Genomic DNA, 25,741 nt, shown 5'->3' on the forward strand with positions numbered 1-25,741 from the left:
CTTTTCGGAGAACTCGATGCGCTGTCTGACGATTGCCAGTGCCGGATTTCTGATCGCTCTGGCCGCGCCGGCATTCGCCGCCGACCCGATGGCGGTGCCGATGACCGAACCAGGCTTCGACTGGACCGGCTACTATGCCGGCCTGCAGGCCGGCTACGGCTGGGGCCAGTCCGACATATCAGTGACGGAAGGCGCGCCGTTTTCCATCGCGCCCGACATTGACGGCGGTTTCGTCGGGGGCCATGTCGCCGGCCTGTGGCAGTTCGACCAGGCAGTGCTCGGCGCCGAGGCGGAGCTCAATTATTCCGCCGTCGACGGTACGGCCGTATCAGGCCTTGGAAGCACATTCCGCACGGACATCAAGTGGTTCGGATCTGTCGACGCCAAAGCGGGCTTCGCCATGGACCGCGTGCTGGTCTACGGCGTCGGCGGCGTCGCCTTTGCCGGCATCGAAACTTCGCAAGTCGCGGGCGCGTCGTTCGCCGGCACACGCACGAATGTCGGCTGGACGTTGGGCGCCGGCGTCGACTATGCGCTGACCGACAAATTCATCGTCGGCGCGCAATATCGCTATTATGATTTCGGCTCCGAGCACTATGACGTGGCGGAACCCTTCAACGATCGGGATCAGGATGTGAAACTGAACGCGGTCGGTATCAATCTCAGCTACAAATTCTGAGCGTTCTCGGCGACTGAGATTTTCGCGACAACCAATTGTTTTGAAATCACGAACCCCCTTTCATGAGTTCGACACTCGGCAAAAGATGGCTTGACGGGTTTTCGCTGGCGTCTGAAAAGGGCTGGCCTGCGGACGTGGCGGAATTGGTAGACGCAAGGGACTTAAAATCCCTCGATCTCTGATCGTACGGGTTCGATTCCCGTCGTCCGCACCAATTGAAATGCTTAGGATTCGTTCTGTAAGAACTCACTGGCTACCATAGAAAAGGCTGACGCGGGTAGCCGTAGAGCCGGGATACAAAGCCGGGAACTGCCATGCTGGAGTTTTGGTGTTCGGTATTGGCTGCCGTAAGAACAGTGACGGGGCTGACGGCGCAACTGCGCTTGAGCCAAATCCCGAACCTGTAGCCTTTTCGGTCGTAAGCTCGGCAGTTGGGGATCTAATGCAGCCGAAAAACGACGGTATCCGTGTCGCTGGATTTGCATCGAATGCCGACCAAAACGCCGAGTTCATAGTCATCGACGTGCCACGGTCGGAACGTCGACCACATCTCAGCGATCAAAAGCAATATTACAAGCGTGCTGGTAGCTCTTCATACGCTATGGAGCATGTCGACATCGAGGATGCCTTCCGAAGTACCGGAACTTACAATGAAGGCCGACATGAGAAATACCCGTCGTCCGGCCTTGACGGTCATTATGAGATCAGGATGTGGCCGCAGAACGGGAGCCGGCTGGGGCCGCAGCGGCCTCAACCCGGTGGGCATGCCCCGTCGCGATTTTAAGAAGAGTTGCAGCCGTTTCCTGTGGCGTCCAACCTTGCGCTTCTGACGCAGTCACCAAGGCCGCAAACGCGGCTTCTAATGCGACTTCACAGTTCACCTCACGGTCTGGGCTATCCTCTGGCAATATCGGGGGTTCGACGGATTGGGACATCGTGACTTCTTTCAAAGGGGAAAAACCCGCCGCCCCAGCCTTTTGCCACTCAAACATCTCAGCAAAGGATCATTCCAGCTATCAGCAGCGTGATTAGAACTGACAACGGCACGGCCAGAAGACCGACCAACTCAACATTTCTTGTGTTTTGTCGCTTGTCCATCTTCGTCGCCCGCATGTCGTTGGCTTTGGCATCTTGCCGTCAACGCGCAGCTGTTGGAACCAACCACAAGTGCCGCTGATCGGAGATTCAGTCGGTGCTGCATATTAGCAACACATTGTGGAACGATCGGGCGGCATCAGCCAATTGCTTTTGAATGCCCTTGCACTTGCTTCGTACGATTCCGTACAGTTTCCCCCATTGGGGGAGGCGGTCGATGGACCATGACGAGGAAGGCTACAGCATTGACGCCTTCGATTTCGATGTGGTGTGCGAGACCTTCAGGAGATCCGTTCGGGAGCTGAACCTGGCTGAAGAGCATTGGGTAGACCACGCGAAGGCGCTCCTACGGGAATTCACCGACAGCGCACCTGACGACGACATGATTAGCCGGATCGTCGGGCGCTAGTGCCCTATACAGCCCTAGTTGGTTAGAATCGTACCCCGGTCCTGCCACGGAAACCTTCTCCAAGGTTTGCCGCGTCATAGAGGCATCACAGAAGCTCTCGGAACAGATTGCCCAGCGCGGAGGCCTATTAACGAAAAAGCTCGCCACCTTGAGGCAACGGGGATCGCCAATGCCCTCAGAGAGCCCTGCCTGGACGTGTGGCGTCCTGTCCGGCCCTCGCCATTGATTTCGTCGGCAAGCTTGTCTTTGGCCTCGTGACAGGTCTTGAAGTTGGCATCGGGATGGCAATCGCCGGCTGCCAAGGATGCCGGGCCGCTGGCCGACCTATCAGTCAGGCGTCCGAAGCCAGAGCGTTATAAAGCAGCAAACACGCCAGGATAGAAACGGCGCTGCCTAGCAGCTGGTCTGCCGTCAGGCCGGAAAAATAGACAAAATGAAACGTCACCATCGCTCTACCAATCACGGTTCGGAACACTGCCGAATTAACCGTTAGCCGACGCTAATGTTCCGCTCTGGACTCACTACCGCTTTGGAAGAATCCTGCCGCAGCGATCAGCGCCCCGCCGACCTTGATCTCAACGTCGGTGCCACAAGGCTTTCCTTCGTTCGCATGGTTCGCAGAGATTAGCACGATCGCATACTCTCATCTCATCCGGCGTCGTCTCCCTCACAAAGCAGCGCCGGTAAGGCTCGGCGACCTTCTTGTTTGTCCCGTGTGCCAAAGGAGGTCGCCGGGCCTGCCGTTGCTCATCTTTGCTGGTGGTTGCTCCTGATGGCTGCGCTTGGCGCCGTCGCCCTACTGCTACCTGCGGGGTAAGGCCGGCGAGCCCTCTTGTCAGGCAGTCCGGCATGTAGGATTATAGTCCTCGTTGCGGCGACCCTCAATGGAGAGCGCCAATGGCCAGAACCAAACCTTCGGAACAACTTTCCCGGGCTGAAATCGAGCGCTTCCTGGCGGCAGCCGAAGCGCTGCACAAGAGCATCGTCGGGCCGCTCCTGGCGTACCGCGGCGAGCACTACCAAGCTCTACGTAAGGTCCATGGACCCCTGTTGAAGTCGATCGAGACCATCACCGGCCAGAGGGCGAAGTTCATCCAGTGGAACGGGACAGGACCGGCACAGCCCCGGGACAAGCCTCCGGGCTAAGTCTCCTCCCGGAAATCCAGCAGCTTGGCATGGCGAAGCTTCTCCTCGCCCTTCAGGAACCGCACGCGGCCGACCAGGCCCGGCTTTAGCCATTCGGCCTTGTCACTCTTGAGCCCTTTCGGCGCCGGCCCGCCAATCTTGCCTTGCACGCGGTCCCATAGGCGCTGGCGCTTGTCCGCCTTGAAGGTGACGAAGGCGCCGCCGGCATAGTGGCCTTTGTCGGCCATCAGCACCATGGCAGGCTTGCCGGCCTCGCGCTGCACGCCGATGATGTCCATCTCCTTTTCGGCATAGCACTTGATCTTGCGCCAGTTCGTCGTCGGACCCGACCGATACTTGCTGCCCTTCCGCTTTGAAACGATACCTTCAAGCCCAGCCTGGTCGACCAGATGAAAGACGGCGTCGCCAGTGCCCGGCATCGCTTCGCTGAACTGGATTCGGCCGCCGTCCGGGATCAACGCCCGGAGGATCTCGCGACGGTCTTCCACCGGCGTGTTCCGCAAGTCATGCCCGTTCAGATGCAAGAGGTCGAATGCTAGCAGATACAGATCGCGCGACGGCTTGCGGCTGGTCGCGGCTGATTGATGCGCATGGAAGTCGGATAGGCCAGCCTCATTGATCGTAATGGTCTCGCCGTCGATGATGAAGTCTTTCGCCTCGATCGCTTCCGCCTCACCGGCAAGTTGGATGTAGCGGCCCGTCCAATCATAACCGTTCTTGGTGATCAGCCGAATCCCGTCATCATCCTTGATGACCTGGGTGCGGTAGCCATCGAATTTGATCTCATGAATCCAATCATCGCCCATCGGCGGCGTGTCGACCAGTTCGGGTTCCATAGGCTTGATGAATTTCAGACGCATGCACTGACTCGCAGAACCACGACGTCAATTAGCTATCGCTAAATTAGTTCCGGAACATTTTAGACGAATTGGATGTTTGAAGGGCTATGAAGATCGAAGCCGACCAATGCCGGGCAGCGCTGACGCTCATCCGGCGCACAATGGAAGAGCACTGTCCTCCTGGCGTGCTGCCGAGCGAAGAGATGGTCAATGGGCTCTATGGTCCGGAACTGATCCATGAGGCGGAAGCCATTGCCGCCGGCATCGTCGCAACCATTGACCAGCTGCAATTGCACGTGATGAAACCGCCGCCCCCTAGTATCAAATAGAGACCGACACAGGGAAGGTCGCTTGGCCGCGCGATCGTGGGCTCGCAACGACCGGCGAGGCGATGCCGGCCTCACCAAGGGTTACAGCCCCTCGACCAGCAGCGAAGGCGGCTCGCGGCAGTGCAACGCCCGAAGTGTTTCGAGACGACGATGTCCACCGAGCGTAGCCAGCGCGCGTCGTGCTGCACAAGGACCGAGGCAGCGGCACGGCCGCCCGGGTTACTCCAAAGGCGGCTCTTCGCTCTGTGGAGCCAAAACGGTGATATCCATCCTGGCGGATGTCGATGCGGCGCGCCCCTGGGCGCCAGAATCCGTGTCGCCACTTTCTGCCGCCATTGCCTTGGCGCGATGTCCTACGCTGTCTGCGCTTTTGCCTGGCGCAAATCCTTCGCCCGGTTCTGTCTTTGCGGGTTTCGGTCGAGTTTCAGCTGCCTGCCGATGTTGGTTTCCAATCGCCGAGACCATTGATACCTCCCCTTGATGAGGCCGCGACTGTACCTGTCAAGGCTGTAGCGAGGCTGATCACTTAAGTGATCGGGTTGCGCCCGCTCGTAGTGGCCCTCCGATCACTGGGCTCTCGATGCCTTGGCGCTCGCGGACGTCTGGTCGGGTGGGAAGTTCAAACTCAGCCGCCCTTTGCGGCACCGGCTTCGCCCGACAACTAGGAACGATTTCGGCCGCCATGTGTTACGCAATCATGAATCTCGCGGATCCCGGATCAACAATGGCAACCGATCTTTTCACGATGCAACTCGCTGATGCTCAGCAGCGCATCAAACAGACCGAGTTCGCGCTGGTACTCAGCGAGAAAATGGTGGCTGAGAACCTCGCTTTATCCAGCAGGATACGATCGGCGAGGCGGCGTGTCCTGAAGGCCGGAAGGCCTCTGGCGACAGTCGACTCAACAAGCTGAAAGAGTTCTTCAAATGATCTCGACCCAGTCGGGACGTGGGAGAGCTTGCCGGTAACCTTAGCGGCAATCGGCCGAGTCGCAGCAGGAAGCGCGCCGAAAACTTGCTCGACGAAGACTGCGGCGTCGCTATGAACGCTACGGCTCAGTTGAGGCAGCACTTCGAAATCACGGCTATTGACCTGCTGAGCTATCAGTTTCCCTCGATCTCTAATGGTATGGGTTCTCCGCACCACCCTTCGCTCTTCGAGCTTCGGGTAGCACGCCACCAAGGCAGCCATCTCAAACGTCGAGATAGCCGGCGGCGACGAGCATTGCCTTGTACCGTTGGGCAAATCGGCTGGGCAAACGGCTGAGGTAACTTGACGCGCCAATATCCCAATGCGCGCCCAGTTCGCGGTCGAAGGCAGCCGGGTCGAATTGCAGCAAGCCGCTGCGTGGGTAGACCGTGAATTCTCCGAAGATCGGCTCCCCCTCCTCCTCGTAGAAATCGACACGCACCATGTCGAACTCGCTGCCGAGCGCCTCGGCTGCCTCGATCATCCGCGCAAGGCTCTTGGGAGGGGGAATTTCCAGGCTCGAGTCGATCGCGCCCTGGGCAATGTTCAGCGGGCGCCAATCGCGATCCAGGTGGGCGGTATTCTTGACCGTGGAACGGAAGGCGACGACGACGATGTAGGCGACGCGGCCAGCCAGCACACAGAATTTGTAGTCGACCGGGTCATAGCCCTGGTCCTTGCCCACAAGTGCTTCGACGAAAACCCGCCGCTCTATGTGCGCATAGCTGCGCTCCAGCTTGCGGGCGCCATAGGTTTGGCCAAGGTATTCCGTCATCTCGGCAATGATCGCCTCCCGGTCGGCGTTGGCCGGATCGCGAACGATGACATTCATGGCGCAACCGTGGTTGCATTTGACGGCGTAGGGGATTTTCAGGTCATCGAAGGGGATCTGGCGCGGATCGTCGCCCTGCCACAGCACCTCAGGGATGGCGAGCCCGGGAAGCCGCTCCCTGACGATTTCCTTGGACTTGAGCTTGTCGAGAAGACCGGCAAAGCGAGGATCGTCATCGAAAATCTTGCGCCAGTGGATCTTTTCCGTGAACGTCACCGGGGCTGCAAAATTCGGCAGATGCCGCATCCGCTCCAGGAAACGCTGGGTCAACCGGCGGTAGCGGACAAGCAGCGCGGCGTTCAGCAACAGGAGAGATGCCCGCGCGCTGTTTCGCTTCAGCCATGCCTTTGCGCCACGCGCCATTCCGGTGTCCTTGCAACCTGCGCAACTTCATCCGCGAAGTGGACGTGCCACCCTGCCCGCAGCAGTGAGGCACGTCGAGCTTCGCCGAGCTAGCCCTTCATCGGGTACAGTTTCAAATGCTGGATCAGGATGATCGTCTTGGCGTCGATGATGCGGCCGTCTGAAATGCCGGCCAGCGCTTCATCAAGAGGCATTTCCAGAACCTCGATGTCCTCGCCCTCGTCGGCCGCGCCGCCGCCGGCCGAGATGCGGTCGGCGGGTGAATAGCGCGCCACGAAGAACCACAGCCGTTCGGTGACGCTGCCCGGGCTCATATAGGGGGAAAACAGCCGCTCGATGTTCTGTAAGCGATAGCCGAGCTCTTCCTCGGCCTCCTTGAGGATGGCGGTTTCGGGATCGTTTTTGTCGAGCAGGCCGGCGCAGGCCTCGATCAGCGGTTCGCGGTGGCCGGTGACGTAGGCGGGGTAGCGGAACTGCCGCACCAGAAGCACCGTCTGACGCTCGGGATCGAAAGGCAGGATCACCGCGCCGTCGCCACGATCGTAGGTCTGGCGAATCTGCGTCTCCCACTGCCCGTCGCGCCGGCGATAATCGAGGACGGTCTTCTTCAGGACCGCCCAGTCGTCGGACAGGACTTCCTCCGAGCGGATGCGGATACGATCTTCCATGATGAGCTCCAAGCTGTCGGCGCCATGGCGTAACCGCGAACGGTTTTGCGCGCAACCGAAACGGCGAAGCTTTCACCGCCTCGTGTCTGGTGCCGGCAACTGCCATCGCCTAAATAGCTGCAGTCCCTCTCCGGAGTTTTTTGATGACCGCAGCGCTTTTCCAGCCGATCGCCCTCGACGGCCTGACCTTTCCGAACCGTATCGCGGTGGCGCCGATGTGCCAGTATTCCGCCGAAGACGGCTCGGCCAGCGACTGGCATCTCTATCACTGGATGAACCTGGCGATGTCGGGCGCCGGCATGGTCACCGTCGAGATGACCGACGTCGAACGGCGCGGCCGCATCACCCATGGCTGCCTCGGCCTCTATTCCGACGACAACGAGGCGGCCGCCCGGCGCACGCTGGATGCAGCAAGGCGCGTCGCCGCGCCGGAAACGAAATTCGGCATTCAGCTTGCCCATGCCGGCCGCAAGGCATCCAACCGAAAGCCCTGGGAAGGCGGCGGCCCATTGCAGCCGGGCGAGGATCCCTGGCAGACCGTCTCGGCCTCGGCCATCGCCTATGACACCGGCTGGAATGTGCCGCATGCGCTGGAGGAGGATGAAATCCTGCAGCTTATCGAGCGCTTCACTCAAGCCGCGAGGCGGGCCGAGCGCGCCGGCTTCGACTTCCTCGAGCTGCACGCCGCGCACGGCTATCTGATCTTCCAGTTCCTGTCGCCGCTTTCCAACCAGCGCACCGACCGCTGGGGCGGCTCGCTGGAAAACCGCATGCGTTTCCTCATCGAGATCGCCAAATCGGTGAGGAAGGCAGTTCCAAACCTGATGCTTGGCGCCCGCCTGTCGGTGAAGGACTGGGTCGATGGCGGCTTCGAGGTCGACGAGGCGATCGAGGTGGCCAAAGCCTTGAAGGCGCTTGATGTTGCCTATCTCTGCTGTTCGAGCGGCGGCAATTCGCCGTTGCAGAAGCTGCCGACCGGCCCCGGCTATCAGGTGCATCTGGCCGAAGCGGTGCGCAAGGGCGCCGGCATCCCGACCCGGGCTGTCGGCCTGATCGACGATCCCGCGCAGGCAGAGGCGATCGTCGCCGACGGCCGCGCCGACATGGTGGCGCTGGCCCGCGCCTTCCTCGCCGATCCGCGCTGGGGCTGGCGCGCCGCCGCCACCTTCGGCGAGAAAATCCATCCCGCGCCACAGCTCGCCCGCTCGGTGACGACGATGCAGCATTGGACGAAGGGCTGAACAGGCAGCGCCGACGGATGCGCCAAACGCATCTGCTGGACAGATTGCCGCAGCTTCGCTTTAATCCGCCCGCTATAGTCCCTGGGGGCAGGCCGCCTTGGCGGCCGGATTGGGAGCAAAGTCCATGGCATCAAGGGCAATCTATCCGGCGGCAGCCGCTCTGGTGGTCGCACTGTCGTTCGCCGCGTCGTCTCCGGTCGGCGCGCAATATTGCGAAGGCACGGTGCACGGCCTGTCCAGGCACTACGATCTCGATACTGGCAGCGGGTTTCTCGCCGTGCGCGCACGGCCGAACTTGTCGTCGCACATGATCGGGCAATTGTTCAATGGCGACCACACCGAGATTTTCGACCGCCGCGGCAACTGGTACCAGGTCGAAATCGGCGGACGGACCGGCTGGGCCAACGCCCGCTGGCTGCGCAACGACTGCGGTTACTGAGACCAACGATTGCTGTTGGTGAGACGTTTGGGCGCAGGCTGACGGCCATTTTTGCAACCATATTGGCTGCTTTGCGTTGCGGCCATCATGGATAACAAACCTTTTGAAACCCCGGTCGTGGTCGAACTCGGCCATGTCGGCAAATATCGCCAGATCCGCAGCACCCAGGAAGCGGCGGAGTGTCTGATGACGGTGTGGCCGCTCAACCGCGGCCCGCGCCATCGTGATGCTCTCGACACTTGCCTCAAAGTGCTGGAAGGTTATCGTTCGACGGCCGATGCACGCAGGGCTTTGATCGAAGCGGCCAAGGAATCGGAAGTGCTGGTTCCCGAAGACCGGCTGCCAGACGCCAAGTTGCATTGAAGCCCAAATTGCAATGAAAAACGGGCCGCATTGAGCGGACGGACGAACCGGAGGATTTCATGGCGAAGCTGACTTACAAGATCGTCGAGCATGACGGGGGCTGGGCCTACAAGGTCGGTTCGACATTCTCGGAGACATTCCCGACCCATCAGGATGCGCTGCGCGCCGCCGAGATCGCCTCGGCCGAACAGCAGATCGCCGGCGCCACGGACGGCATCCAGTATGAGGATGCCGAAGGCAAGTGGCACGACGAACTGGCCGACGGCCGCGACCGGCCGCAGACCGAAGTTTCCGACTGATCCTTGCCCCTCAGCTTTCGCTGCCGGCCGTGGATGCTCGCCTAAGCAATTCCCTTGGGAATTGCGTCAAAACAAACAGGCGGGACATCCTGCCGGTCAGTCGCCCGCGGCTTGATCACTTGCCGCAATATTGATCGTTCACGTTGGGCCTCACATTTCCATAGGGTCCTGACGGGTCGGAGGCGCACGGCCCCGTAGCGCCGCCATAGCCTTGGCTGCCGTCGGCATTGATGCTGCCGGTGGTGCTCTGGTCGACGGTCGATGACTGCTCGTTCCCGAAGGGCCACCAGCTGTGATGGTTGGAATACGTGCCGTCCGATGACTGCGCCATCGCCGATGTGGCAAGACCGATCGTCAGCACGGATGCTGCAAAAACTTTCCTGTACATTGAATTACTCCGTATCCGCCGCCTTGGGTGCGACACGGGGTAAAACCGGATATCAGCCGAATGGTTCAGTGAAATTGTTGTGAGGCTGTGGTGAGGTCTTGGCCGGCGAATGCCCGCTCGGCAATGCGCTTGATGAAGGCGATGACGCGGTCCGGCTCGACGAATTGCGGCATGTGGCCGAGGCCTTCGACCGCCTCGAAATCGAGGCCTTCGATCCTGTCCTTCATCGGCTCCCCATGTATGCGCATGGCGATGACGCTATCGGCTGTCCCGAAGAAAATCCCGGCCGGCATGGCGATCTCTCCATAGCGCTCTTCGATGCGGCCAAGATCCTCTTCGACCGCCACGAAATCGGTGGAGGTCGCATGGAAATGGACAGGCCGCAGCCCGAGCCATCCGCCGCAATTGACCATATAGTCGGCGGGAACGGCCTGCGGCGAGAAGATGAACTCCAGTGTCTGCCGCGCATATCTGAGGCTTGTCGGTATCGCGACGGTGTAGGCCATGATCCAGCGCCAAAGCCGCGAACGGATATAGAGCAGGCCCGCTTTCTCGCGGACGCCGGCTTCCAGATGCGTCAGCGGCGCCAGCAAAGCGATGCCGGAAATCGCGCCGGGATGTTCCACGGCCAGGGTCAGCGCGACGGCGCCGCCCAGGGAATGCCCGACCACAAGCGGCCTTTCCAGCGCGAGCGTTTCGATGAAGCGCCTTATGATCTCGGCCTGCTCAGGCAAGCGGCCGGTGGCTCCTTTGGCCCGCACCGAATAGCCCGATCCCGGCCGGTCGAGCGCGATCAGCCGGCAACCGGGGCCGAAGCGGTTGAACAGCGTGTGCTGGAACTGATGAAGCTGGGCGCCAAGTCCGTGCACGAACAGGATCGGCCGTCCCTCGCCCGTTTCGACATAATGGATGCGGCTGCCGTCGATCTCGACGAAGTTTCCGCTGGCCGGCACCAGCCTTTCGGCCTTGGCGGCAATCCAGAGCGTTGCCGCGACCAGGCAGGCTACGATGACGAGAGCCAGCACGGACAGGCCGGCAACAAGCCACAGCAGAATCGATACCAGCATGTTTCACCCGGGAGCGGACCGGCGCGCACCATCACCCACTGACGAACGCTCGGCAAGGCAGATGGCGGCTTGTGTCGGCATTGCCGCCAGTTCGATGTCGCGCTATCTCAGGCGACCTTCTTTCTGCCTCAGGCGACCTTGTCTGCCAACGGGCCTGTTTGCCGGAGCCTTCCATGCCTGAAATCGTCACTGCCGCCATGCTTGTCATCGGCGACGAGATTCTGTCCGGCCGCACCAAGGATAAAAATATCGGCCACCTCGCCGACATCATGACGGCCATCGGCATCGACCTGAAGGAAGTGCGGATCGTTCCCGACGAGGAGGACGAGATTGTCGCTGCGGTGAATGCCGTGCGCGCCCGCTACACCTATGTCTTCACCACCGGCGGCATTGGCCCAACGCATGACGACATCACCGCCGATTCGATTTCCAAGGCTTTTGGGGTGCCGTGCGAATACGACGCCAAGGCCTATGCCATGCTGGGCGAGAGCTATGCCGCGCGCGGCATCGAATACACCGAGGCCCGCAAGCGCATGTCGCGCATGCCGCGCGGCGCCGACCATATCGACAATCCGGTCTCCGTCGCGCCCGGCTTTCGCATCGGCAACGTCCATGTCATGGCCGGCGTACCGGCGATTTTCCAGGCCATGCTCGACAATGTCGTGCCGACGCTGAAGGCCGGCACCAAGATGCTGTCGGCCACCGTCCATTGCCCGTTCGGCGAAGGCCTGATCGGTGGTCCCCTGGGCGATATCCAGAAGGCGCATCCCGACACCATCATCGGCTCGTATCCGAAATATGGCGACGGCAAGTTCTGGACGGAGCTGGTCGTCCGCGCCCGCAGCCAGGAGGCGCTGGATTCGGCACGCAAGGACGTCGAGGCGATGGTGGCCGGCTTCACCGCCGCCAATTGACCCTGGGTTCGCGGCCCATCGCCGGGCCGGAACCAAGCACCGCACTCCCACGTTTTCCCTCGGGCGCAGCACGCGCCGGCAGATTTGAGGGATTTCGCATGCGCTTCAAGACCATCGTCGCCATATTGCAGAACGAACAGGACGCCGAACGCGTGCTCGACTGCGCCATCCCGCTTGCCGACCGGTTCGAGAGCCATCTCATCGGCATCCATGCCGAAGCGCTGCCCGTTCCCTACACCTCGGCAACCGGCTTCCCCGACACCGAGTTCCTGCAGGTCTCCGCCGACATGAACCGCGAGCGCGCCGAGAAACTGCAGGCGCTTTTCGTTGGGCAGATCGAGAATTCCGGCCTTTCCTTCGAATGGCGCAGCCTCGAGAGCTTTTCCGGCGACAGCGCGCTGACGGGTATTTCCAGCGTGCGCGCCGCCGACCTGATCATCGCCGCGCAGCGCGAGACCGGCGGCGACCAGAGCGCCGATGTCGACGCGCTGGTTTACGATGCCGGCCGGCCGGTGCTGGTGGTGCCGCATGAGGGGCCGTTGGTCACCACATTCAAACATGTGCTGCTGGCCTGGAACGGCAGCAAGGAGGCGGCGCGTGCCGCCTTCGACGCGCTGCCCTTCATCATCGAGGCCGAGAAAACCGACATTCTGGTCATCGATCCGCCGGATACGCTGGATGACAACCCGGAAGCCGCCGGCGCCGAGATCGCCGCAGCACTCTCCAGGCATGGCGCAACGGTCAGCGTGTCGGTGCAGAAATCGGGCAACGCCTCGGTCGATGACGTCATCCAGACCCGGATCGCCGAGACCGGAGCCGACCTTCTGGTGCTCGGCGCCTACAGCCATTCCTGGCTGCGTCAGCTTTTGTTCGGCGGCGTCACGCGCACCGTGTTGCGCAGCGTGCCGGTGGCGGCCTTTTTGTCGCGTTAACTCCACAGACTGGCCCCGCCCTTGCCAATGCCCTGACTTTCCAGTTAATTCCGCGCGCATTCCACAATGTTGCGCGCGGAGTGCAGAATGTCCCTTCCCGAAAAAGCCTTTCCGGTCTCCTGGGACCAGTTCCACCGCGATGCCCGGGCGCTCGCCTGGCGGCTTGCCGGCGCCAACAAGGGTCAGTGGAAGGCCATCGTCTGCATCACCCGTGGGGGCCTGGTTCCCGCTGCCATCATCTCGCGCGAACTCGGAATACGCGTCATCGAGACGGTCTGCGTCGCCTCTTATCACGACTACACCAGCCAAGGGCAGTTGCAGGTGCTGAAGGAGATCACCCCGGCGCTGCTCGCCGATGATGGCGCGGGCGTGCTGATCATCGACGACCTCACCGACACCGGCAAGACGGCAGGCATCGTGCGCGCCATGATGCCCAAGGCGCATTTCGCCACCGTCTACGCCAAGCCGAAAGGCAGGCCGCTGGTCGACACCTTTATCACCGAAGTCAGTCAGGACACCTGGATCTACTTTCCCTGGGACATGGGTTTTACCTACCAGAAGCCGATCGCCGACGATCACGCAGGCTGATTCGCGCCAGCCCCCATTTCTGCCCAGACGGCCAAACCCGCCCCGTTTGCTATGAAAACAGGCACTGGAAGGGACAATATTCTGTCGAATGGACAGCTGTTGGCGGAGTTTGACGGGTCGGTGTGAGGTTTTTTACTTTTAAGACTTACACTTGTCGGTAAGATTCATACGGCGGCTAACGATTCTGAGGGCTGGGGTAGCTTTCACTGATGCTGACGACACCGGCGACACACGACCATCTGGCTGAAAGGGTCCGCAAGCTCTTCGGCACTTCGCCTTGTCGCCTGCAGGTTGCCGCTTTGCCATGGCGCAATAACGAAGACGGCGTCGAGATCATGCTGATCACCAGCCGAGACACCGGGCGTTGGGTGCTGCCGAAGGGCTGGCCCGAGGCCAGGGAGCCGCTCTGCGAGGCAGCGGCGCGCGAGGCGGGCGAGGAAGCCGGATTGCGTGGCAAGATTTCGCTTTTCGAGGCCGGTCGTTACTTCTACGCCAAGGCCCTCGCGTCCGGCGAGGAAGTCCCTTGCGAAGTGCTGGTGTTTCCGCTGCAGGTCGAGCACGTTGCCGACCGCTGGAAGGAAAAGCGCGCGCGCACCCGCAAATGGGTCAATGGGGCCGAGGCCGTACGCATGGTCAACGAGCCGGACCTCTGCCAGATCATCGCCCATTTCTGCGCCGATCCCGACAAGTTCGTCGTTAGAGCCTAGCTCACAGCCACCGCTGCATAGTCCTGCGCGCCCGCACCGGTTCTTGCCCCGATTCCGGGCTCGGTGCTTCGCTCCGCGCGCCAGCAATCCGACACTATAAATCCCTCCCCTTCAGGCCAAGCTTAGCCACAGCTTGACATGCAGGCATTTACCTGCATATTGTGTCTTCAAGATGAGTGAGACCGATGGACGCCGACAAGGTTTTCAAAGCGCTGGGCGACCCGACCCGCAGAATGCTGCTCGATCTTCTGTGTGAGAAGAACGGACAGACGCTCGGCCAGCTTTGCCAAACCCTCGACATGGCGAGGCAATCCGCCACGCAGCACATCGATCTGCTGGAGGCGGCCAATCTGATCAGCACGGTCAAGCGTGGCCGAGAGAAGCTGCATTTCATCAACCCCGTGCCGCTGCACGAAGTCTACGAGCGGTGGGTGCGAAAATTCGAACGGCAGCGGCTGAGCCTGCTGCACGACCTGAAACAAGAACTCGAAGGAGACGACCAATGAGCCGGGAAACCACCAGTTTTGTCTACGTGACCTACATCAGATCGACGCCACAAAAGGTGTTCGAAGCCATCACCAGGCCCGATATCGCCAAGCGCTACTGGGGCCACGAGAACGTCTCCGACTGGAAGCCCGGCTCGAAATGGGAACACATCCGCGCCAATGACGAACGGACCGTCGAACTCGTTGGCAAGGTCGTCGAAATCTCGCCGCCAACCCGGCTGGTCATGAGCTGGGCCAACGCCTCGCAGGCCGACGATCCGACCAAGCACAGCCGGGTGACGTTCGCCATCGAGGAATACGACACCATGGTCAAGCTGACCGTCAGCCATGACGAGCTCGAAGCCGGCAGCGGCATGGCCAAGGGCATCAGCCAGGGCTGGCCGGCCGTGCTGTCCAGCATGAAATCCTTCCTCGAAACCGGCACAGGCATCGACCTGTTCGCCAAGCCGAAATCGGCCTGAAGCAACCGCGGAGAACGACGATGACCAGGCACTTTACCGGCGGCTGCGCCTGCGGCGCGATCCGCTATGAGGCCACCGGCGAGCCGATCTTTCAGAACCACTGCCAATGCCTCGATTGCCAGAAGCGCAGCGGCACTGGCCATTGTTCCTATGTGACCTTCGGCCGGCGCGCTGACGTAAAGATCACCGGCGAGCCGAGCACATGGCGGATGATCGCCGACAGCGGCAATGAAAAAGCCCAGGCCTTTTGCCCGACCTGCGGCACGCCGGTCTACGTAACGTTCGTCGCCATGCCGGAGGTGACGGCGATCCAGGCCACGAGCCTCGACGATCCCGGCCAGTTCGACCCGCAGGCGGTCACCTACACCGTGCGCGGCCACGCCTGGGACACGATCGACCCAGCGCTTCAGCCATTCGAGCGAATGCCTGGATGAACCAGGCAGAGCCCTATCCCTCGGATAGGGCTCGCGTTCAGCTCAGATCACCAGGCCCTTGGTCAGTTCCAGCGCCTGCCGCTCGAACAGGCGGCGGTAGATGCCGCCCTTCAGCCGGATCAGCTCGTCATGCGAGCCTTCCTCGACGATCTTGCCACGGTCGAACACGAGCAGCCTGTCCAGCGCCCGCACCGTCGACAGACGGTGTGCGATGACCAGCGTCGTGCGGCCGACCATCATCGCCTGCTGGATCAGCACTTCCGATTCCGAATCGAGGCTCGATGTCGCCTCGTCCAGGATCAGGATGCGCGCATCCGCCAGGAAGGCGCGTGCGATCGCCACCCGCTGGCGCTCGCCGCCCGACAGCTTCACGCCGCGTTCACCGACCAGCGTGCCGTAGCCCTTCGGCAGGCTGGTGATGAAGTCGTGCGCGCTGGCGAGCTTGGCGGCATGCTCGATCTCGGCCTGCGTGGCGTCCGGACGGGCGTAGGCGATGTTTTCCGCCAGCGAGCGGTGGAACAGGATGGGCTCCTGCTGGACGATGGCAATCTGCGCGCGCAGCGACGCCTGTGCAACCTGGGAGATGTCTTGGCCATCGATCAGTATCCTGCCGCCGCTGACATCATAGAGACGCTGGATCAGCTTCACGAAGGTCGTCTTGCCCGAGCCGGAATGGCCGACCAGTCCGACCCGCTCGCCCGCCGCTATCTCCACCGAAAAGTCGCGGTAGAGCGGCAAGCGATGGCTACCATAGTGGAAGGTGACGTTATCGAAGGCGATGTGGCCATGCGTGATCCGGATCGGCTTGGCGCCGGGCCGGTCCTCGATGCCGAGCGGTTGCGACTGGAAATCGACCAGTTCCTCCATGTCGTTGACCGAACGCTGCAAATTGCGGATATGCGTGCCGATGTCCCTGAGGTAGCCCTGCAGCACGAAGAACGAGGTCAGCACGAAGGCGACATCGCCCGCACTTGCCTGGCCCCAGGCCCACAGCATCAGCGACAGGCCGATTACTGCCGTCCGCAGCACCAGCAGCATGGCGCCTTGCGTCGTGCCGTTGATGGTGCCGCGCACCCAGGTGCGGCTGGTCCGCGCGCGCCATTTGGCGACGACCTTGGCAAGACGCGTTTCCTCGCGCGTCTCGGCGCCGAAACCCTTGACCACGGCATTGCAGCTCACCGCATCGGCAAGCGAGCCGCCAAGCCGCGTATCCCAGCTGTTGGCGAGCCGTGCCGCGGGCGCGACATAGCCGAGCGACAGCAGCGCCGTCACCGTGATGAACAGCACCGAGCCGACTGCCACGACCAGCCCCATCAGCGGCCAGAACCAGCCGAGCAGCAACGTCGAGCCGACCAGCATGGCGGCCGACGGCAGCAACGCAATCAGGATGGTGTCATTGAGCAGGTCGAGAGCCCACATGCCGCGCGTGACCTTGCGCACCGTCGATCCGGCAAAGCTGTTGGCGTGCCAGTCGGTTGAGAAGCGCTGCACGCGATGGAACGCGTCGGCGGCGATGTCGGCCATCATCTTCAGCGTCAGCTCGACAATGCCCATGAAAGCCAGGTTGCGCAGCACCACGCCGGTCAGCGCCAAAGCGATGAGCGCGAAGAACGCCGCCATTGCCGCATTCCACGCGACATCGTCAGCCAACGCACTGCTGGCGACGGCGTCGACCAGCCGGCCGGAATAGAGCGGCGTCAAGACGTCGGCCAGGGTCGACAGCAGGAAGCTGCCCATGATCAGCGAAAGCCGCCACGGCTGGCGCCGCCAGTGGCTGAGCGTGAAGCCAAGAACGCTGCGAAAGGCGCTTGCACGCAGATCGATTCGAAAACGAGTCATGATGTCATCCGGGCGCAAATCTGCCCGGTCCCGGTAAGGTCTGAAAATTGAAAACCGCGCTGGGCAATTCGCCCGGCTGCGGAGGTTCGGCATAGGTGGCGGCGCGCCCCGGGTTGTCGGGTGGCGACCGGCATCGGCAGAAGCCTGTACTCGACCCGGCATCGGTGCGAAGGGCAAACCTTCGCCGGACGCCAGGTGAGACCTAGGCTTCGCGGCCTCACATTACCATGTGAAATACTGCCATTCAGACCTCCCGCAAGACACTTGCGGAGAGGTCCTTATAGAGACGCCATGAAGGATCGCCAAGGCCGGGCACGTGGCAAAGCGTAACTGGTCCAACCAGTGAGGTTATTTTGCAACAACAGCCGGTCAACCCCCCTCGCTATGCCTCATTCCGGGTTGCGATCGAGGCGCATGTAGCGGCCGTCGGTTGATGCCTTGAAGCCCAGCTTCTCATAAAGGCCATGCGCGTCACTGGTCGACAGGCTCCAGTGCGAGACCGTGCTGAGTTCAGGGTGGTCGATGAGCGCCTGCACCAGTTGCAAGCCAATGCCTTGGCCGCGATACTGCGGCCAGATGATGATGTCGGCGAGATAGGCAAACACCGTACGGTCGGTGATGGCCCGGCCAAAACCGACTTGGTTCCCGTCGATATAGGCCGCGGTGCAGAACGAGTTGGCAAAGGCGCGGCGATGAAACTCATCGCTGCGGCCGGCGCCCCAATAACTTGCCATCAACAGGTCGGAGGTCGCCCGGAAATCGATCCGTGACATGTCGAAGCTGATCTCACAGTCGGGCATGGTGCCTCGCAAAGAATGGAGGGCGGCCGAATTCAGTCCGGCCGGTGGTTTGGCTGCCCACGTGGCGCGCTTATGGCACCACGAGATAGGCCTTCTGGTCGGCGATCGCGATGGTCACGTCGGTGCCGGAATTGAACTCGACGAAATCGAGCTCCATCCCGTCGCTGAAGATGACGCCGCCCCTGCTCTGCCGCGAAGAAACCACCAGCGGCCGGTCGCGGGTGATGACGCCATGCACAAGCGACACGCCGGTCGTGTTGCTCGGAAACGGTTCGCGCACCGAAAAGAACAGCTGTTCGCCTTCGCGGTCATAGCCTTGCGGCGGCACGGTCGGCACGGAGTTGTCACCATAGGCCGCGGCCAGTCCCGCGGCGCCCGCCATCACCGAGCGCAGCCAGCCGGTGGAGCCGGCGCCCGTGGAGATGATAATGCCGCTCGACGACTGGCGCTCGGTCCTGCCGCCATAGGTCAACTCGTAGCGCGCCGAGACATGCGTCGAGGCGCCGACGTACAGATCGTTGAAGGCGATCAGCCGGCGTCCGTCATTGGAGCGCGCTTCGGCCATCACCACCGCCTGGCGCTTCGCCTTGCCGGCGATCGTCAGGCCGAGGACCTTTTCGGTATCGTCGGCATTCCACGGCAGCAACACGCCGTCGAAAAGCGCCGGGTTCGGGTTGATGCCGATCAGCGGCTGGTACGGGAGGTACTTCGCGGTGTTGGACACCAGCCCGTCCTGACCGAGCGCGATCACCGCGTCGGAGCCGAATTCGAACTGCGGTACCAGTTCGCGGTCGAGCCGCAACTGTTTGAGGCCTTGGGGAAGCGAACCCATCACCCGGTCGAGCGCCTGGTGATAGACGTCATGCGCCGCCTTGACCGGGTCGAAATTCATGCCGGCCTGCCGGAGATAAAAGCGCGCCTGTCCCTGCGTGTTGAAGCGCGTCGTCAGCTCCTCCAGCTCGGTCTTGCGGGTGACGACGATCACCCGGTCGATCGGCCTGCCGCTCTGGTCGCTTGCCACCCGTGCTTGCCTTTCAGGACCCGGCTTTCGGCGTGGAAAGCTGGCTGAGCGCGCTGGTGAGCATGTCAGGCGTGATCGACAGATTGCCGACCGAACCGCCCTTTTCCGCCCAGGCCTTGAAGGCCATCGCCGTCAGCACGTGGGCGGGCGCCGACGAATAGACGGTCAGTTCCAGCTGCTGCGCCTTGGCTTGCGCCTCGGCAAGCGTCAGCTTGTTGCGCGCTTCGGTGTCGACCAGCAGCTTGTTGCGTTCGGCAAGCTCGATTTCGGTCGCCAGTTCGCTCTGCTTGATCTCGCGCTCCTTCTCCACGCCCCAGGCACGGCGCCCATAGATCGCCGCATCGGCCTGGCGCTGCAGCGCCTCGCGATATTCGGTCTGGAGCGCCTTGCGGATCTCCGGCGTCGGCTGGACCGAGGTGATGTGGACCTCCTCGATCGACAGGCCGGCGGTTGCCGCAATCGGATCGTTGCGCAGGAGTTCGGCGAGATTGCCGCCGAGCTTGGTCACCTCGGCCAGCGCCTGTTCCAGCGTCATGCTCGAAACCACCGCGCGGGCGCGGCTCTGTATCGCAAGCACCAGGCGCTCGGCGATCTTCTCCCGGCCGTCGCCGACGACGTCGGCACGGCTGAGCTTGGCGCTGAAATCAAAACCTTCGGCTGCCTTGAGTGGATCGATGATGCGGTAGCTGACCGACCCCTGGATTGCCAGATCCTGGAAATTCGCCGTCGTCTCGGTGAAGATGAAAGGGTTGTCGAGCGACGTCACCGGCACCATGGCGATGGTGGTGCCGAACGTCCCGTACCAGAAGGAGATGCCGCGCCCCTGCTCACGGACCTTGCCGTTCTTGAAGCGCAGGATGTGATATTCAGGCGTTCCCTTGAAATAGCTGAAAAACATGAAAGCCCCAAGGTTCTCTAATTAAACGAAGTTCAGCCGCGATCCCTGAAACGGTTGGTGATGGGATAGCGGCGGTCGCGGCCAAAATTCTTCCGGGTGATCTTCACACCCGGCGCCGCTTGCCGGCGTTTGTACTCGGCAATGTAGAGCAAATGTTCGACGCGCGTCACCGTCGCCCGGTCGTGGCCGCGCGCGACGATGTCGTCGACGCCCATTTCGTTCTCGACCAGGCATTCCAGAATGTCGTCCAGCACCGGATAGGGCGGCAGCGAATCCTGGTCGGTCTGGTTCTCGCGCAATTCCGCCGACGGCGCCTTGTCGATGATATTCCTGGGGATCACCTCGCCTGAGGGACCGAGCGCGCCCGGCGGCACATGGCTGTTGCGCCAGCGCGACAGCGCATAGACCTGCATCTTGTAGAGGTCTTTTATCGGGTTGAAGCCGCCATTCATGTCGCCATAAAGCGTGGCGTAGCCCACCGACATCTCGCTCTTGTTGCCCGTGGTGACGACCATCGAGCCGAACTTGTTGGAAATCGCCATCAGGATCGTGCCGCGCGCGCGGCTCTGTAGATTCTCTTCGGTGATGCCTTCCTTGGTGCCTTCAAAAAGCTGCGCCAGCGTGTGTAGGAAACCCTCGACCGGTTCGAAGATCGGCACGATGTCATAGCGGCAGCCAAGCGCACGGGCGCAATCCTCGGCATCCTTCAGCGAATCCTCCGAGGTATAGCGGTAGGGCATCATCACCGCCCGCAGCCGCTCCTCGCCGAGCGCATCGACGGCCAATGCCGCGCAGATCGCCGAATCGATGCCGCCGGAGAGACCCAGCACGACGTTCTTGAAGCCGTTCTTGTTGACGTAGTCGCGCAGGCCCAGCATGCAGGCACGGTAGTCCGCCTCTTCGCGCTCGGGGATTTTCGACATCGGCCCTTCCGAGCAGACCCAGCCGCCAGAGTTATCTGCATTTTGCGCGCCTGCGGCGACACGGCTGCGCTTCCAGGTGGTGACATCGACAGTTTCCTCGAACTGGCTCATCTGGAAGGCGAGCGTCTTGTCGGCGCCGATGGCAAAAGAGGCGCCGTCGAAGATCAGCTCATCCTGGCCGCCAATCTGATTGGCATAGATCATCGGCAAACCGGTCTCGATGACCTGGCGGATAACGACCTGATGGCGCACGTCCATCTTGGCGCGGTAGTAGGGCGAGCCGTTCGGCACTAGCAGGATTTCCGCGCCGCTCTCGGCCAGGGTTTCACAGATGCCAACGTCGCCCCAGATGTCCTCGCAGATCGGAATTCCGATGCGCACACCACGGAAGTTGACGGGTCCCTGAGCCTCGGGCCCGGCCTGGAAGACGCGCTTCTCGTCGAACTCGCCATAGTTTGGCAAATCGAGCTTGTAGCGCTCGGCGAGGATCTTGCCGCCATCGGCGACGATGATCGAATTGTGGGTGCCGCTCTTGCGCTTCAGCGGCGTGCCGATGATGACGCCCGGCCCGCCATCGGAGGTATCCGCGGCGAAATCCTGAGCGGCCTTCTCGCAAACCTTGAGGAAGGCCGGCTTCAGCACCAGATCCTCCGGCGGATAACCGGCAAGGAAAAGCTCGGTGTAGAGCACGATGTCGGCGCCCTGGCGGGCGGCATCCGCCCTCGCCTCGCGCGCCTTGGCAAGATTGCCGGCGACATCGCCGACCGTCGGGTTGAGCTGGGCAACGGCGATGCGCAGAATATCGGGTGCGGTCTTCTGGGTCATCTGTGCGGTTTAGCGCGGCAAATTTGCCCGAGCAATGGCGTTCGTTTGGACCAATTCGGTGATCAGTCGTCGCCCATATATTCGCGCAGCGATTGCGGCGAATGGTTCTCTCCCATCGACATCGCCAGAATGCGCGAAATGTGCCGGCGCGGCAGGCCGGTTTCCTGCGCCCATTTGTTGATCTGCGCCTGAATCCTGTCGAGATCCCTCTTCGACGTCGGACTTTCCGCGATGTCGAGGCCGGCGTCACGCAAAGCCGCGACCATATCGGCCGAGATGACGAAGGCGTCCCATTGCAGCCAGCGCAGGAAATACTGGCCGGTGTTGCCGCCAAGCCGGCTGCCATGCTTGCCGAGATACGCCATCAGCCCGACCTGGTCGTCGTCAGGCCACTCCGCGAGGAATTTGCCGAAACCGCCATGTTCCTTCGACACACGCTCAACGAAGGCGGCGTTGTCGCGGACGGATTTGATCTTCTGCGGGTTGCGCACGATGCGTTGATCAGCCGTCAGGTCGTGCCAGAAGTCATCAGGTTGAAACAACAGCCGTTTCGGCTCGAAATGGAGAAACGCGTCCTCGAACCCGGGCCATTTCTGTTCGATAACGCGCCAGACGAAGCCGGCGGCAAATACCCGCTCGGCCATCGTCGACAGGATGCGATCGTCCGTAATGTCGGCAACAGCAGCATTGTCAGACGCCGGCCCGAGCAGCGACGTCAGCACCGCGTCGCCGCCTTTGCGTTTTGCAGCACGGGCGCGAATCTTCGCGAAATCGGGCATCCTGCATCCTCGCGCCGCGCTTTTGACGAAACGCCATCTTCCTATATGCAAACAAGGCTGCCAAGCCGACGCTTTTCCTATGGAGACATCCATGCACAAGACCGTGCCAGAACTTGCCAACCGCTGGTTGAGGCGAACGCCTGAAACCCTCAGCGAGCTCGAGCGGCGGGTGTTGCAGAGCACTGTCGACCGCAAGCCCATCTCGCAGGATATCAACGACAGCCTCACCGGCCTTCAGGGCGCCGGCGACCGGATCGCCGATGCCATTGCCCGCATCGGCGGCTCGTGGACGTTCATCCTGTCCTTCATTGCTTTCCTGGTGCTGTGGATCGGCGCCAATTGGTGGCTGCTCGGGCGAGACTCGTTCGACCCCTACCCCTTCATCTTCCTAAACCTGGTGCTGTCGATGATCGCCGCCTTGCAGGCGCCGGTGATCATGATGTCGCAGAACCGCCAGGCCGCGCGCGACCGCATCGACGCCGCGCATGACTATGAGGTCAACCTCAAGGCCGAGATCGAGATCATGGCTCTGCATGAAAAGCTGGACGAACTGCGCCACAGCCAGATCATCGGCGTGCGCGAGGACATCGCGCGCCTGGCCGAACAGGTGAACCGCATAGACGAAAAACTGTCGGGCCGGCAAACCTCTCAATGACCGGGATCGTCCATCACCTCATCGAGCAATATGGGTTGATCGCGGTTTTCATGGGCTGTGTCGCCGAAGGCGAAAGTGCGGCCATCCTCGGCGGCTTCTTCGCCCATCAGCATGTCTTCATCCTCTGGAAGGCTTTCCTCACGGCCGCCATTGGCGCCTTCGTCGGCGACACGTTTTTCTTCATTCTCGGCCGCAGCTTTGCCGACCATCCCAGGGTGCTGAAACTGAAGGCGAGGCCCGGCTTCAACCACGCCTACCGTCTCGTCTCGTCCCATCCCAACATATTCGTCCTGTCCAACCGCTACATCTATGGCCTGCGCCTAGTCGGCGGCATCGCGGCCGGTTTCGCCAGCATTTCGGTAGCGCGCTTCGTTATCCTCAACGCGGTGTCGTCGCTGGTCTGGGCGGCTTTGTTCTGCGGCATCGGCTACGTCTTCGGCCTCGGCGCCGAGCAGATGATAGGCAAGGCACTGCTCCATCACGAACGGCTGCTGATCGCGCTTGCCATAGGTCTGGGTGTCGCCATCATTGCCTGGCTCATCGCCCGCACCGTCGCCGGCAAGGAGCGCGCCAAGGACGCCCGCGACAGCGAAACCACATCGTAAGGTTCAGTCGTCGTCCTCGACCAGAGCCCGGTCGCCGCGATCGAGGATCAGCGGGATGATGAGATCTTCCTCGTCGGCCAGATGCCGCTTCAGCATGGCGATCAGCCGGCTGTTCTCGTCCGCATAGGCGTCGGCGGCGAAGCGCTGCCTGTCCTCGCTCTCCTCGAGCGTGCGGATGAAGGCGTTCGCCGTCTCGGCGTTGCGCTCCAGCCCCTCATGAATGGTGTGATGGTCGGCATCGAGGATTTCGAAGCCGCGCTTCAGGCGCGGCTCCGCCTTGGCGAAAGCCGGGAAATATTGGTAGTCCTCGACATTGTGGTGGCCGTCGAGATTGCCGAGAAAGTGGTTCAGCCGCGGCGCGAACCAGCGCGCGAAATCCGGCGCCGTCAGCCTGCCTTCGCGATAGTCGCCAATGCCGTTGGTGAGCATGCCGCCCAGCTCTCGGAACATGTCGTGCCGCTGCAGCCACATGTTTGCCATGCCGTGGATGTTGGCGTGGCCCTGCCATGTCTCGCGCGGATATTTTTCCGCCAGCCAGCGCAGGTCTTCCGGCAGGCCGGCTCTTTCAAGCAGCAGAAAATTGGCTTCCACGACGTCAGTCTCCTTTGGTGACTAACATATGGGAGCGTTCAGATCAGATCGGTAGTCCCGTGATGCGCTCGATGAGGGCGATTCCCCAGACGCCGGCGACGATAACAACCGAAATCAGCACCGCCAGCGAGCCGCAGTCCTTGGCGAGCTGGATGTCGACGTTGAACTCGCGACTGAAGGCATCGCAGGCTGCCTCGATGCCGGTGTTCAGCACTTCGACCATGATGAGCAGCAGCACCGCGCCGATCAACAGCGCGTAGCCGCGCCACGAGACCGAGACGAACCAGCCGAGCGGCAGCGCCAGCACCAGCAGCATCAGTTCCTGCTGAAATGCCCTTTCGCTGGCGGCGAGCTTGCGAAAGGCTCGCACAGAATTGAAGTAAGCACCGATCAGCCGCTGCATGCCGCATCCCCTTCGAATCACCGGCAGGGGATATCGCAATGGCTGGATCAAGGGAATAAGGCAGCCGCCGCAAAATCACTCCTCCGCAACCTTGATCGTCGGCGTCGACTTCTCGAACTGCGGCAGTCCATCGTCGATCGTATAGTAATCGCCCTTGTCGCCGACAAAGATGTGGCATTGGCCTTCGAGCCCGGTCGGGTTGTCGAACGATCCGGCCAGAACTGAGACATAGGCATCCTGACCCGGCTTCCAGAACAGCACCGAGCCGCAGATCTTGCAAAAGCCGCGCTTGGCAAAGGAAGACGATTCGTACCAGCTGATGTTGTCGGCGCCGGTTATCGTGATGTCGCCGTCGGCGACGTTGGTCGCGGCGTAAAAATGCCCGCTCTGCTTGCGGCACTGCGAACAGTGGCAATAAATGACGCCGCGCAACGGCCCTCGCGTCTGGAAACGCACGGCTCCACAAAGGCAAGATCCGCTGTGGTTGTTGCTCATCCCTACCTCCACCAGCCATCGTCCACGGCTTCGCCGCTGGCCGAGAGGATTTCAGTTTTGCCGCAGCCGGGCACCGGCAAATGCGACATGGGCTGGGCGTGTTCGGACCTGACCTCAGGATCTTTGCAAACCATTTCTGCAGCCTGCGGTAGAACGGACGCGTTACCTAGCGGCACATTAAGGAAACTTTAGCGCCGGCGCATCTATGGTCGTTGCCAAGCGAATGTCGCGATTGGGGA

At 61.7% G+C, this 25,741-nt stretch carries 32 protein-coding genes and 1 tRNA gene; 19 read left to right on the forward strand and 14 right to left on the reverse strand.

Annotation, left to right across the window (positions count from 1 at the left end):
- Positions 1-16 precede the first annotated feature (16 nt).
- The 4 genes from X726_RS166060 (at position 17) to X726_RS166050 (ending at position 3,329) form a co-directional block, all read left to right on the forward strand.
- The gene (locus X726_RS166060; protein WP_023667523.1) at positions 17-679 is read left to right on the forward strand and encodes an outer membrane protein; all 663 of its coding nucleotides are present in this window, start codon (positions 17-19) and stop codon (positions 677-679) included.
- Between the two features lie 128 nt (positions 680-807).
- Positions 808-893 (forward strand) — tRNA-Leu (locus X726_RS166055).
- Positions 894-1,991: 1,098 nt separating this feature from the next.
- Entirely contained in the window at positions 1,992-2,183 is a 192-nt protein-coding gene (locus tag X726_RS0134365) for a hypothetical protein (RefSeq protein ID WP_023667524.1), read from the forward strand.
- An 897-nt stretch (positions 2,184-3,080) separates the two neighbouring features.
- A complete protein-coding gene (locus tag X726_RS166050; protein ID WP_023667526.1) occupies positions 3,081-3,329 on the forward strand; it encodes a hypothetical protein in 249 nt (82 codons plus the stop codon).
- Here X726_RS166050 and X726_RS166045 read toward each other — a convergent pair.
- A complete protein-coding gene (locus X726_RS166045; protein WP_023667527.1) occupies positions 3,326-4,189 on the reverse strand; it encodes an ATP-dependent DNA ligase in 864 nt (287 codons plus the stop codon). The genes X726_RS166050 and X726_RS166045 overlap by 4 nt on opposite strands.
- Before the next feature lie 86 nt (positions 4,190-4,275).
- Between X726_RS166045 and X726_RS166040 the strand changes: the two genes are divergently transcribed.
- The gene (locus X726_RS166040; RefSeq protein ID WP_023667528.1) at positions 4,276-4,497 is read left to right on the forward strand and encodes a hypothetical protein; all 222 of its coding nucleotides are present in this window, start codon (positions 4,276-4,278) and stop codon (positions 4,495-4,497) included.
- A gap of 724 nt (positions 4,498-5,221) precedes the next feature.
- Positions 5,222-5,410, forward strand: a complete 189-nt coding sequence (locus tag X726_RS1000000170315) for a hypothetical protein (protein ID WP_023688348.1) — start codon at positions 5,222-5,224, stop codon at positions 5,408-5,410.
- 279 nt (positions 5,411-5,689) lie between these two features.
- Here the strand turns inward: X726_RS1000000170315 and X726_RS166035 are convergent, their stop codons facing one another.
- Both X726_RS166035 and X726_RS166030 read right to left on the reverse strand, forming a co-directional pair.
- The gene (locus tag X726_RS166035; RefSeq protein ID WP_023667530.1) at positions 5,690-6,661 is read right to left on the reverse strand and encodes an ATP-grasp fold amidoligase family protein; all 972 of its coding nucleotides are present in this window, start codon (positions 6,659-6,661) and stop codon (positions 5,690-5,692) included.
- Positions 6,662-6,750: 89 nt separating this feature from the next.
- The gene (locus X726_RS166030; protein WP_023667531.1) at positions 6,751-7,329 is read right to left on the reverse strand and encodes an NUDIX domain-containing protein; all 579 of its coding nucleotides are present in this window, start codon (positions 7,327-7,329) and stop codon (positions 6,751-6,753) included.
- A 143-nt stretch (positions 7,330-7,472) separates the two neighbouring features.
- Here X726_RS166030 and X726_RS166025 point away from each other — a divergent pair, with 143 nt between their 5' ends.
- The 4 genes from X726_RS166025 to X726_RS166010 all read left to right on the forward strand — a co-directional run bounded on the left by X726_RS166025 (position 7,473) and on the right by X726_RS166010 (position 9,671).
- On the forward strand, positions 7,473-8,570 hold the full coding sequence (locus X726_RS166025) for an NADH:flavin oxidoreductase/NADH oxidase (RefSeq protein ID WP_023667532.1): 1,098 nt from the start codon (positions 7,473-7,475) through the stop codon (positions 8,568-8,570).
- A 124-nt stretch (positions 8,571-8,694) separates the two neighbouring features.
- A complete protein-coding gene (locus tag X726_RS166020) occupies positions 8,695-9,009 on the forward strand; it encodes an SH3 domain-containing protein (RefSeq protein WP_023667533.1) in 315 nt (104 codons plus the stop codon).
- 84 nt (positions 9,010-9,093) lie between these two features.
- Positions 9,094-9,372 carry a DUF982 domain-containing protein gene (locus tag X726_RS166015; protein ID WP_032891817.1) on the forward strand — a complete coding sequence of 93 codons (279 nt, stop codon included), beginning with the start codon at positions 9,094-9,096 and terminating at the stop codon, positions 9,370-9,372.
- A 59-nt stretch (positions 9,373-9,431) separates the two neighbouring features.
- Entirely contained in the window at positions 9,432-9,671 is a 240-nt protein-coding gene (locus X726_RS166010; protein WP_023667535.1) for a DUF2188 domain-containing protein, read from the forward strand.
- A 115-nt stretch (positions 9,672-9,786) separates the two neighbouring features.
- Here X726_RS166010 and X726_RS166005 read toward each other — a convergent pair whose 3' ends face one another.
- Positions 9,787-10,059, reverse strand: a complete 273-nt coding sequence (locus X726_RS166005) for a hypothetical protein (protein WP_023667536.1) — start codon at positions 10,057-10,059, stop codon at positions 9,787-9,789.
- A gap of 65 nt (positions 10,060-10,124) precedes the next feature.
- Complete coding sequence (locus tag X726_RS29150) at positions 10,125-11,126, reverse strand: alpha/beta hydrolase (protein WP_050588494.1); 1,002 nt, start codon at positions 11,124-11,126, stop codon at positions 10,125-10,127.
- A 173-nt stretch (positions 11,127-11,299) separates the two neighbouring features.
- Between X726_RS29150 and X726_RS166000 the strand changes: the two genes are divergently transcribed.
- The 7 genes from X726_RS166000 to X726_RS165970 all read left to right on the forward strand — a co-directional run bounded on the left by X726_RS166000 (position 11,300) and on the right by X726_RS165970 (position 15,668).
- Positions 11,300-12,040, forward strand: a complete 741-nt coding sequence (locus X726_RS166000) for a competence/damage-inducible protein A (protein WP_023667538.1) — start codon at positions 11,300-11,302, stop codon at positions 12,038-12,040.
- A 98-nt stretch (positions 12,041-12,138) separates the two neighbouring features.
- Positions 12,139-12,972 (forward strand): universal stress protein, encoded by an 834-nt coding sequence (locus tag X726_RS165995; protein ID WP_023667539.1) that lies wholly within the window; start codon positions 12,139-12,141, stop codon positions 12,970-12,972.
- Between the two features lie 87 nt (positions 12,973-13,059).
- Positions 13,060-13,560: a xanthine phosphoribosyltransferase gene (gene gpt / locus X726_RS165990; RefSeq protein WP_023667540.1), complete on the forward strand. Its 501-nt coding sequence runs from the start codon at positions 13,060-13,062 to the stop codon at positions 13,558-13,560.
- 209 nt (positions 13,561-13,769) lie between these two features.
- On the forward strand, positions 13,770-14,267 hold the full coding sequence (locus X726_RS165985; protein WP_023667541.1) for an NUDIX hydrolase: 498 nt from the start codon (positions 13,770-13,772) through the stop codon (positions 14,265-14,267).
- Positions 14,268-14,452: 185 nt separating this feature from the next.
- Positions 14,453-14,773, forward strand: coding sequence for a helix-turn-helix domain-containing protein (locus X726_RS165980; protein ID WP_023667542.1), 321 nt, complete (start codon positions 14,453-14,455; stop codon positions 14,771-14,773).
- Positions 14,770-15,234 carry an SRPBCC family protein gene (locus X726_RS165975; protein ID WP_023667543.1) on the forward strand — a complete coding sequence of 155 codons (465 nt, stop codon included), beginning with the start codon at positions 14,770-14,772 and terminating at the stop codon, positions 15,232-15,234. The genes X726_RS165980 and X726_RS165975 overlap by 4 nt, the downstream gene beginning before the upstream one ends.
- A 20-nt stretch (positions 15,235-15,254) precedes the next feature.
- Positions 15,255-15,668, forward strand: coding sequence for a GFA family protein (locus X726_RS165970; protein WP_023667544.1), 414 nt, complete (start codon positions 15,255-15,257; stop codon positions 15,666-15,668).
- A 42-nt stretch (positions 15,669-15,710) separates the two neighbouring features.
- On the opposite strand, the gene X726_RS165965 is transcribed toward X726_RS165970, so the two are convergent.
- The 6 genes from X726_RS165965 to X726_RS165940 all read right to left on the reverse strand — a co-directional run bounded on the left by X726_RS165965 (position 15,711) and on the right by X726_RS165940 (position 22,753).
- Positions 15,711-17,507 carry an ABC transporter ATP-binding protein gene (locus X726_RS165965; protein ID WP_023667545.1) on the reverse strand — a complete coding sequence of 599 codons (1,797 nt, stop codon included), beginning with the start codon at positions 17,505-17,507 and terminating at the stop codon, positions 15,711-15,713.
- A gap of 389 nt (positions 17,508-17,896) precedes the next feature.
- Entirely contained in the window at positions 17,897-18,307 is a 411-nt protein-coding gene (locus X726_RS165960; protein WP_023667546.1) for a GNAT family N-acetyltransferase, read from the reverse strand.
- 70 nt (positions 18,308-18,377) lie between these two features.
- Positions 18,378-19,328: an NAD(+)/NADH kinase gene (locus tag X726_RS165955; RefSeq protein ID WP_050588495.1), complete on the reverse strand. Its 951-nt coding sequence runs from the start codon at positions 19,326-19,328 to the stop codon at positions 18,378-18,380.
- A 13-nt stretch (positions 19,329-19,341) separates the two neighbouring features.
- Entirely contained in the window at positions 19,342-20,226 is an 885-nt protein-coding gene (locus X726_RS165950) for an SPFH domain-containing protein (RefSeq protein WP_023667548.1), read from the reverse strand.
- Positions 20,227-20,258: 32 nt separating this feature from the next.
- A complete protein-coding gene (locus X726_RS165945; protein WP_023667549.1) occupies positions 20,259-21,974 on the reverse strand; it encodes an NAD+ synthase in 1,716 nt (571 codons plus the stop codon).
- Positions 21,975-22,036: 62 nt separating this feature from the next.
- Complete coding sequence (locus X726_RS165940) at positions 22,037-22,753, reverse strand: DNA-3-methyladenine glycosylase I (RefSeq protein WP_023667550.1); 717 nt, start codon at positions 22,751-22,753, stop codon at positions 22,037-22,039.
- Between the two features lie 91 nt (positions 22,754-22,844).
- On the opposite strand from X726_RS165940, the gene X726_RS165935 reads away from it, so the two are divergent.
- Both X726_RS165935 and X726_RS165930 read left to right on the forward strand, forming a co-directional pair.
- Positions 22,845-23,408: a DUF1003 domain-containing protein gene (locus X726_RS165935; RefSeq protein ID WP_023667551.1), complete on the forward strand. Its 564-nt coding sequence runs from the start codon at positions 22,845-22,847 to the stop codon at positions 23,406-23,408.
- Entirely contained in the window at positions 23,405-24,013 is a 609-nt protein-coding gene (locus tag X726_RS165930; RefSeq protein ID WP_023667552.1) for a DedA family protein, read from the forward strand. Before X726_RS165935 ends, X726_RS165930 begins: the two co-directional genes overlap by 4 nt.
- A gap of 3 nt (positions 24,014-24,016) precedes the next feature.
- On the opposite strand, the gene X726_RS165925 is transcribed toward X726_RS165930, so the two are convergent.
- The 3 genes from X726_RS165925 to X726_RS165915 all read right to left on the reverse strand — a co-directional run bounded on the left by X726_RS165925 (position 24,017) and on the right by X726_RS165915 (position 25,502).
- Positions 24,017-24,604, reverse strand: a complete 588-nt coding sequence (locus X726_RS165925; RefSeq protein WP_023667553.1) for a hemerythrin domain-containing protein — start codon at positions 24,602-24,604, stop codon at positions 24,017-24,019.
- A 43-nt stretch (positions 24,605-24,647) separates the two neighbouring features.
- The gene (locus X726_RS165920) at positions 24,648-25,007 is read right to left on the reverse strand and encodes a diacylglycerol kinase (RefSeq protein WP_023667554.1); all 360 of its coding nucleotides are present in this window, start codon (positions 25,005-25,007) and stop codon (positions 24,648-24,650) included.
- Between the two features lie 75 nt (positions 25,008-25,082).
- The gene (locus X726_RS165915; protein WP_023667555.1) at positions 25,083-25,502 is read right to left on the reverse strand and encodes a GFA family protein; all 420 of its coding nucleotides are present in this window, start codon (positions 25,500-25,502) and stop codon (positions 25,083-25,085) included.
- Positions 25,503-25,741: the final 239 nt, after the last annotated feature.

The sequence above is a fragment of the Mesorhizobium sp. LSJC285A00 genome, from assembly GCF_000503155.1.
Lineage (GTDB): Bacteria > Pseudomonadota > Alphaproteobacteria > Rhizobiales > Rhizobiaceae > Mesorhizobium.

Coding starts and splice junctions, on each gene's coding strand:
- X726_RS166060 (WP_023667523.1), top strand. CDS start 17: ATGCGCTGTCTGACGATTGCCAGTGCCGGATTTCTGATCGCTCTGGCC.
- X726_RS0134365 (WP_023667524.1), top strand. CDS start 1,992: ATGGACCATGACGAGGAAGGCTACAGCATTGACGCCTTCGATTTCGAT.
- X726_RS166050 (WP_023667526.1), top strand. CDS start 3,081: ATGGCCAGAACCAAACCTTCGGAACAACTTTCCCGGGCTGAAATCGAG.
- X726_RS166045 (WP_023667527.1), bottom strand. CDS start 4,189: ATGCGTCTGAAATTCATCAAGCCTATGGAACCCGAACTGGTCGACACG.
- X726_RS166040 (WP_023667528.1), top strand. CDS start 4,276: ATGAAGATCGAAGCCGACCAATGCCGGGCAGCGCTGACGCTCATCCGG.
- X726_RS1000000170315 (WP_023688348.1), top strand. CDS start 5,222: ATGGCAACCGATCTTTTCACGATGCAACTCGCTGATGCTCAGCAGCGC.
- X726_RS166035 (WP_023667530.1), bottom strand. CDS start 6,661: ATGGCGCGTGGCGCAAAGGCATGGCTGAAGCGAAACAGCGCGCGGGCA.
- X726_RS166030 (WP_023667531.1), bottom strand. CDS start 7,329: ATGGAAGATCGTATCCGCATCCGCTCGGAGGAAGTCCTGTCCGACGAC.
- X726_RS166025 (WP_023667532.1), top strand. CDS start 7,473: ATGACCGCAGCGCTTTTCCAGCCGATCGCCCTCGACGGCCTGACCTTT.
- X726_RS166020 (WP_023667533.1), top strand. CDS start 8,695: ATGGCATCAAGGGCAATCTATCCGGCGGCAGCCGCTCTGGTGGTCGCA.
- X726_RS166010 (WP_023667535.1), top strand. CDS start 9,432: ATGGCGAAGCTGACTTACAAGATCGTCGAGCATGACGGGGGCTGGGCC.
- X726_RS166005 (WP_023667536.1), bottom strand. CDS start 10,059: ATGTACAGGAAAGTTTTTGCAGCATCCGTGCTGACGATCGGTCTTGCC.
- X726_RS29150 (WP_050588494.1), bottom strand. CDS start 11,126: ATGCTGGTATCGATTCTGCTGTGGCTTGTTGCCGGCCTGTCCGTGCTG.
- X726_RS166000 (WP_023667538.1), top strand. CDS start 11,300: ATGCCTGAAATCGTCACTGCCGCCATGCTTGTCATCGGCGACGAGATT.
- X726_RS165995 (WP_023667539.1), top strand. CDS start 12,139: ATGCGCTTCAAGACCATCGTCGCCATATTGCAGAACGAACAGGACGCC.
- gpt (WP_023667540.1), top strand. CDS start 13,060: ATGTCCCTTCCCGAAAAAGCCTTTCCGGTCTCCTGGGACCAGTTCCAC.
- X726_RS165985 (WP_023667541.1), top strand. CDS start 13,770: ATGCTGACGACACCGGCGACACACGACCATCTGGCTGAAAGGGTCCGC.
- X726_RS165980 (WP_023667542.1), top strand. CDS start 14,453: ATGGACGCCGACAAGGTTTTCAAAGCGCTGGGCGACCCGACCCGCAGA.
- X726_RS165975 (WP_023667543.1), top strand. CDS start 14,770: ATGAGCCGGGAAACCACCAGTTTTGTCTACGTGACCTACATCAGATCG.
- X726_RS165970 (WP_023667544.1), top strand. CDS start 15,255: ATGACCAGGCACTTTACCGGCGGCTGCGCCTGCGGCGCGATCCGCTAT.
- X726_RS165965 (WP_023667545.1), bottom strand. CDS start 17,507: ATGACTCGTTTTCGAATCGATCTGCGTGCAAGCGCCTTTCGCAGCGTT.
- X726_RS165960 (WP_023667546.1), bottom strand. CDS start 18,307: ATGCCCGACTGTGAGATCAGCTTCGACATGTCACGGATCGATTTCCGG.
- X726_RS165950 (WP_023667548.1), bottom strand. CDS start 20,226: ATGTTTTTCAGCTATTTCAAGGGAACGCCTGAATATCACATCCTGCGC.
- X726_RS165945 (WP_023667549.1), bottom strand. CDS start 21,974: ATGACCCAGAAGACCGCACCCGATATTCTGCGCATCGCCGTTGCCCAG.
- X726_RS165940 (WP_023667550.1), bottom strand. CDS start 22,753: ATGCCCGATTTCGCGAAGATTCGCGCCCGTGCTGCAAAACGCAAAGGC.
- X726_RS165935 (WP_023667551.1), top strand. CDS start 22,845: ATGCACAAGACCGTGCCAGAACTTGCCAACCGCTGGTTGAGGCGAACG.
- X726_RS165930 (WP_023667552.1), top strand. CDS start 23,405: ATGACCGGGATCGTCCATCACCTCATCGAGCAATATGGGTTGATCGCG.
- X726_RS165920 (WP_023667554.1), bottom strand. CDS start 25,007: ATGCAGCGGCTGATCGGTGCTTACTTCAATTCTGTGCGAGCCTTTCGC.
- X726_RS165915 (WP_023667555.1), bottom strand. CDS start 25,502: ATGAGCAACAACCACAGCGGATCTTGCCTTTGTGGAGCCGTGCGTTTC.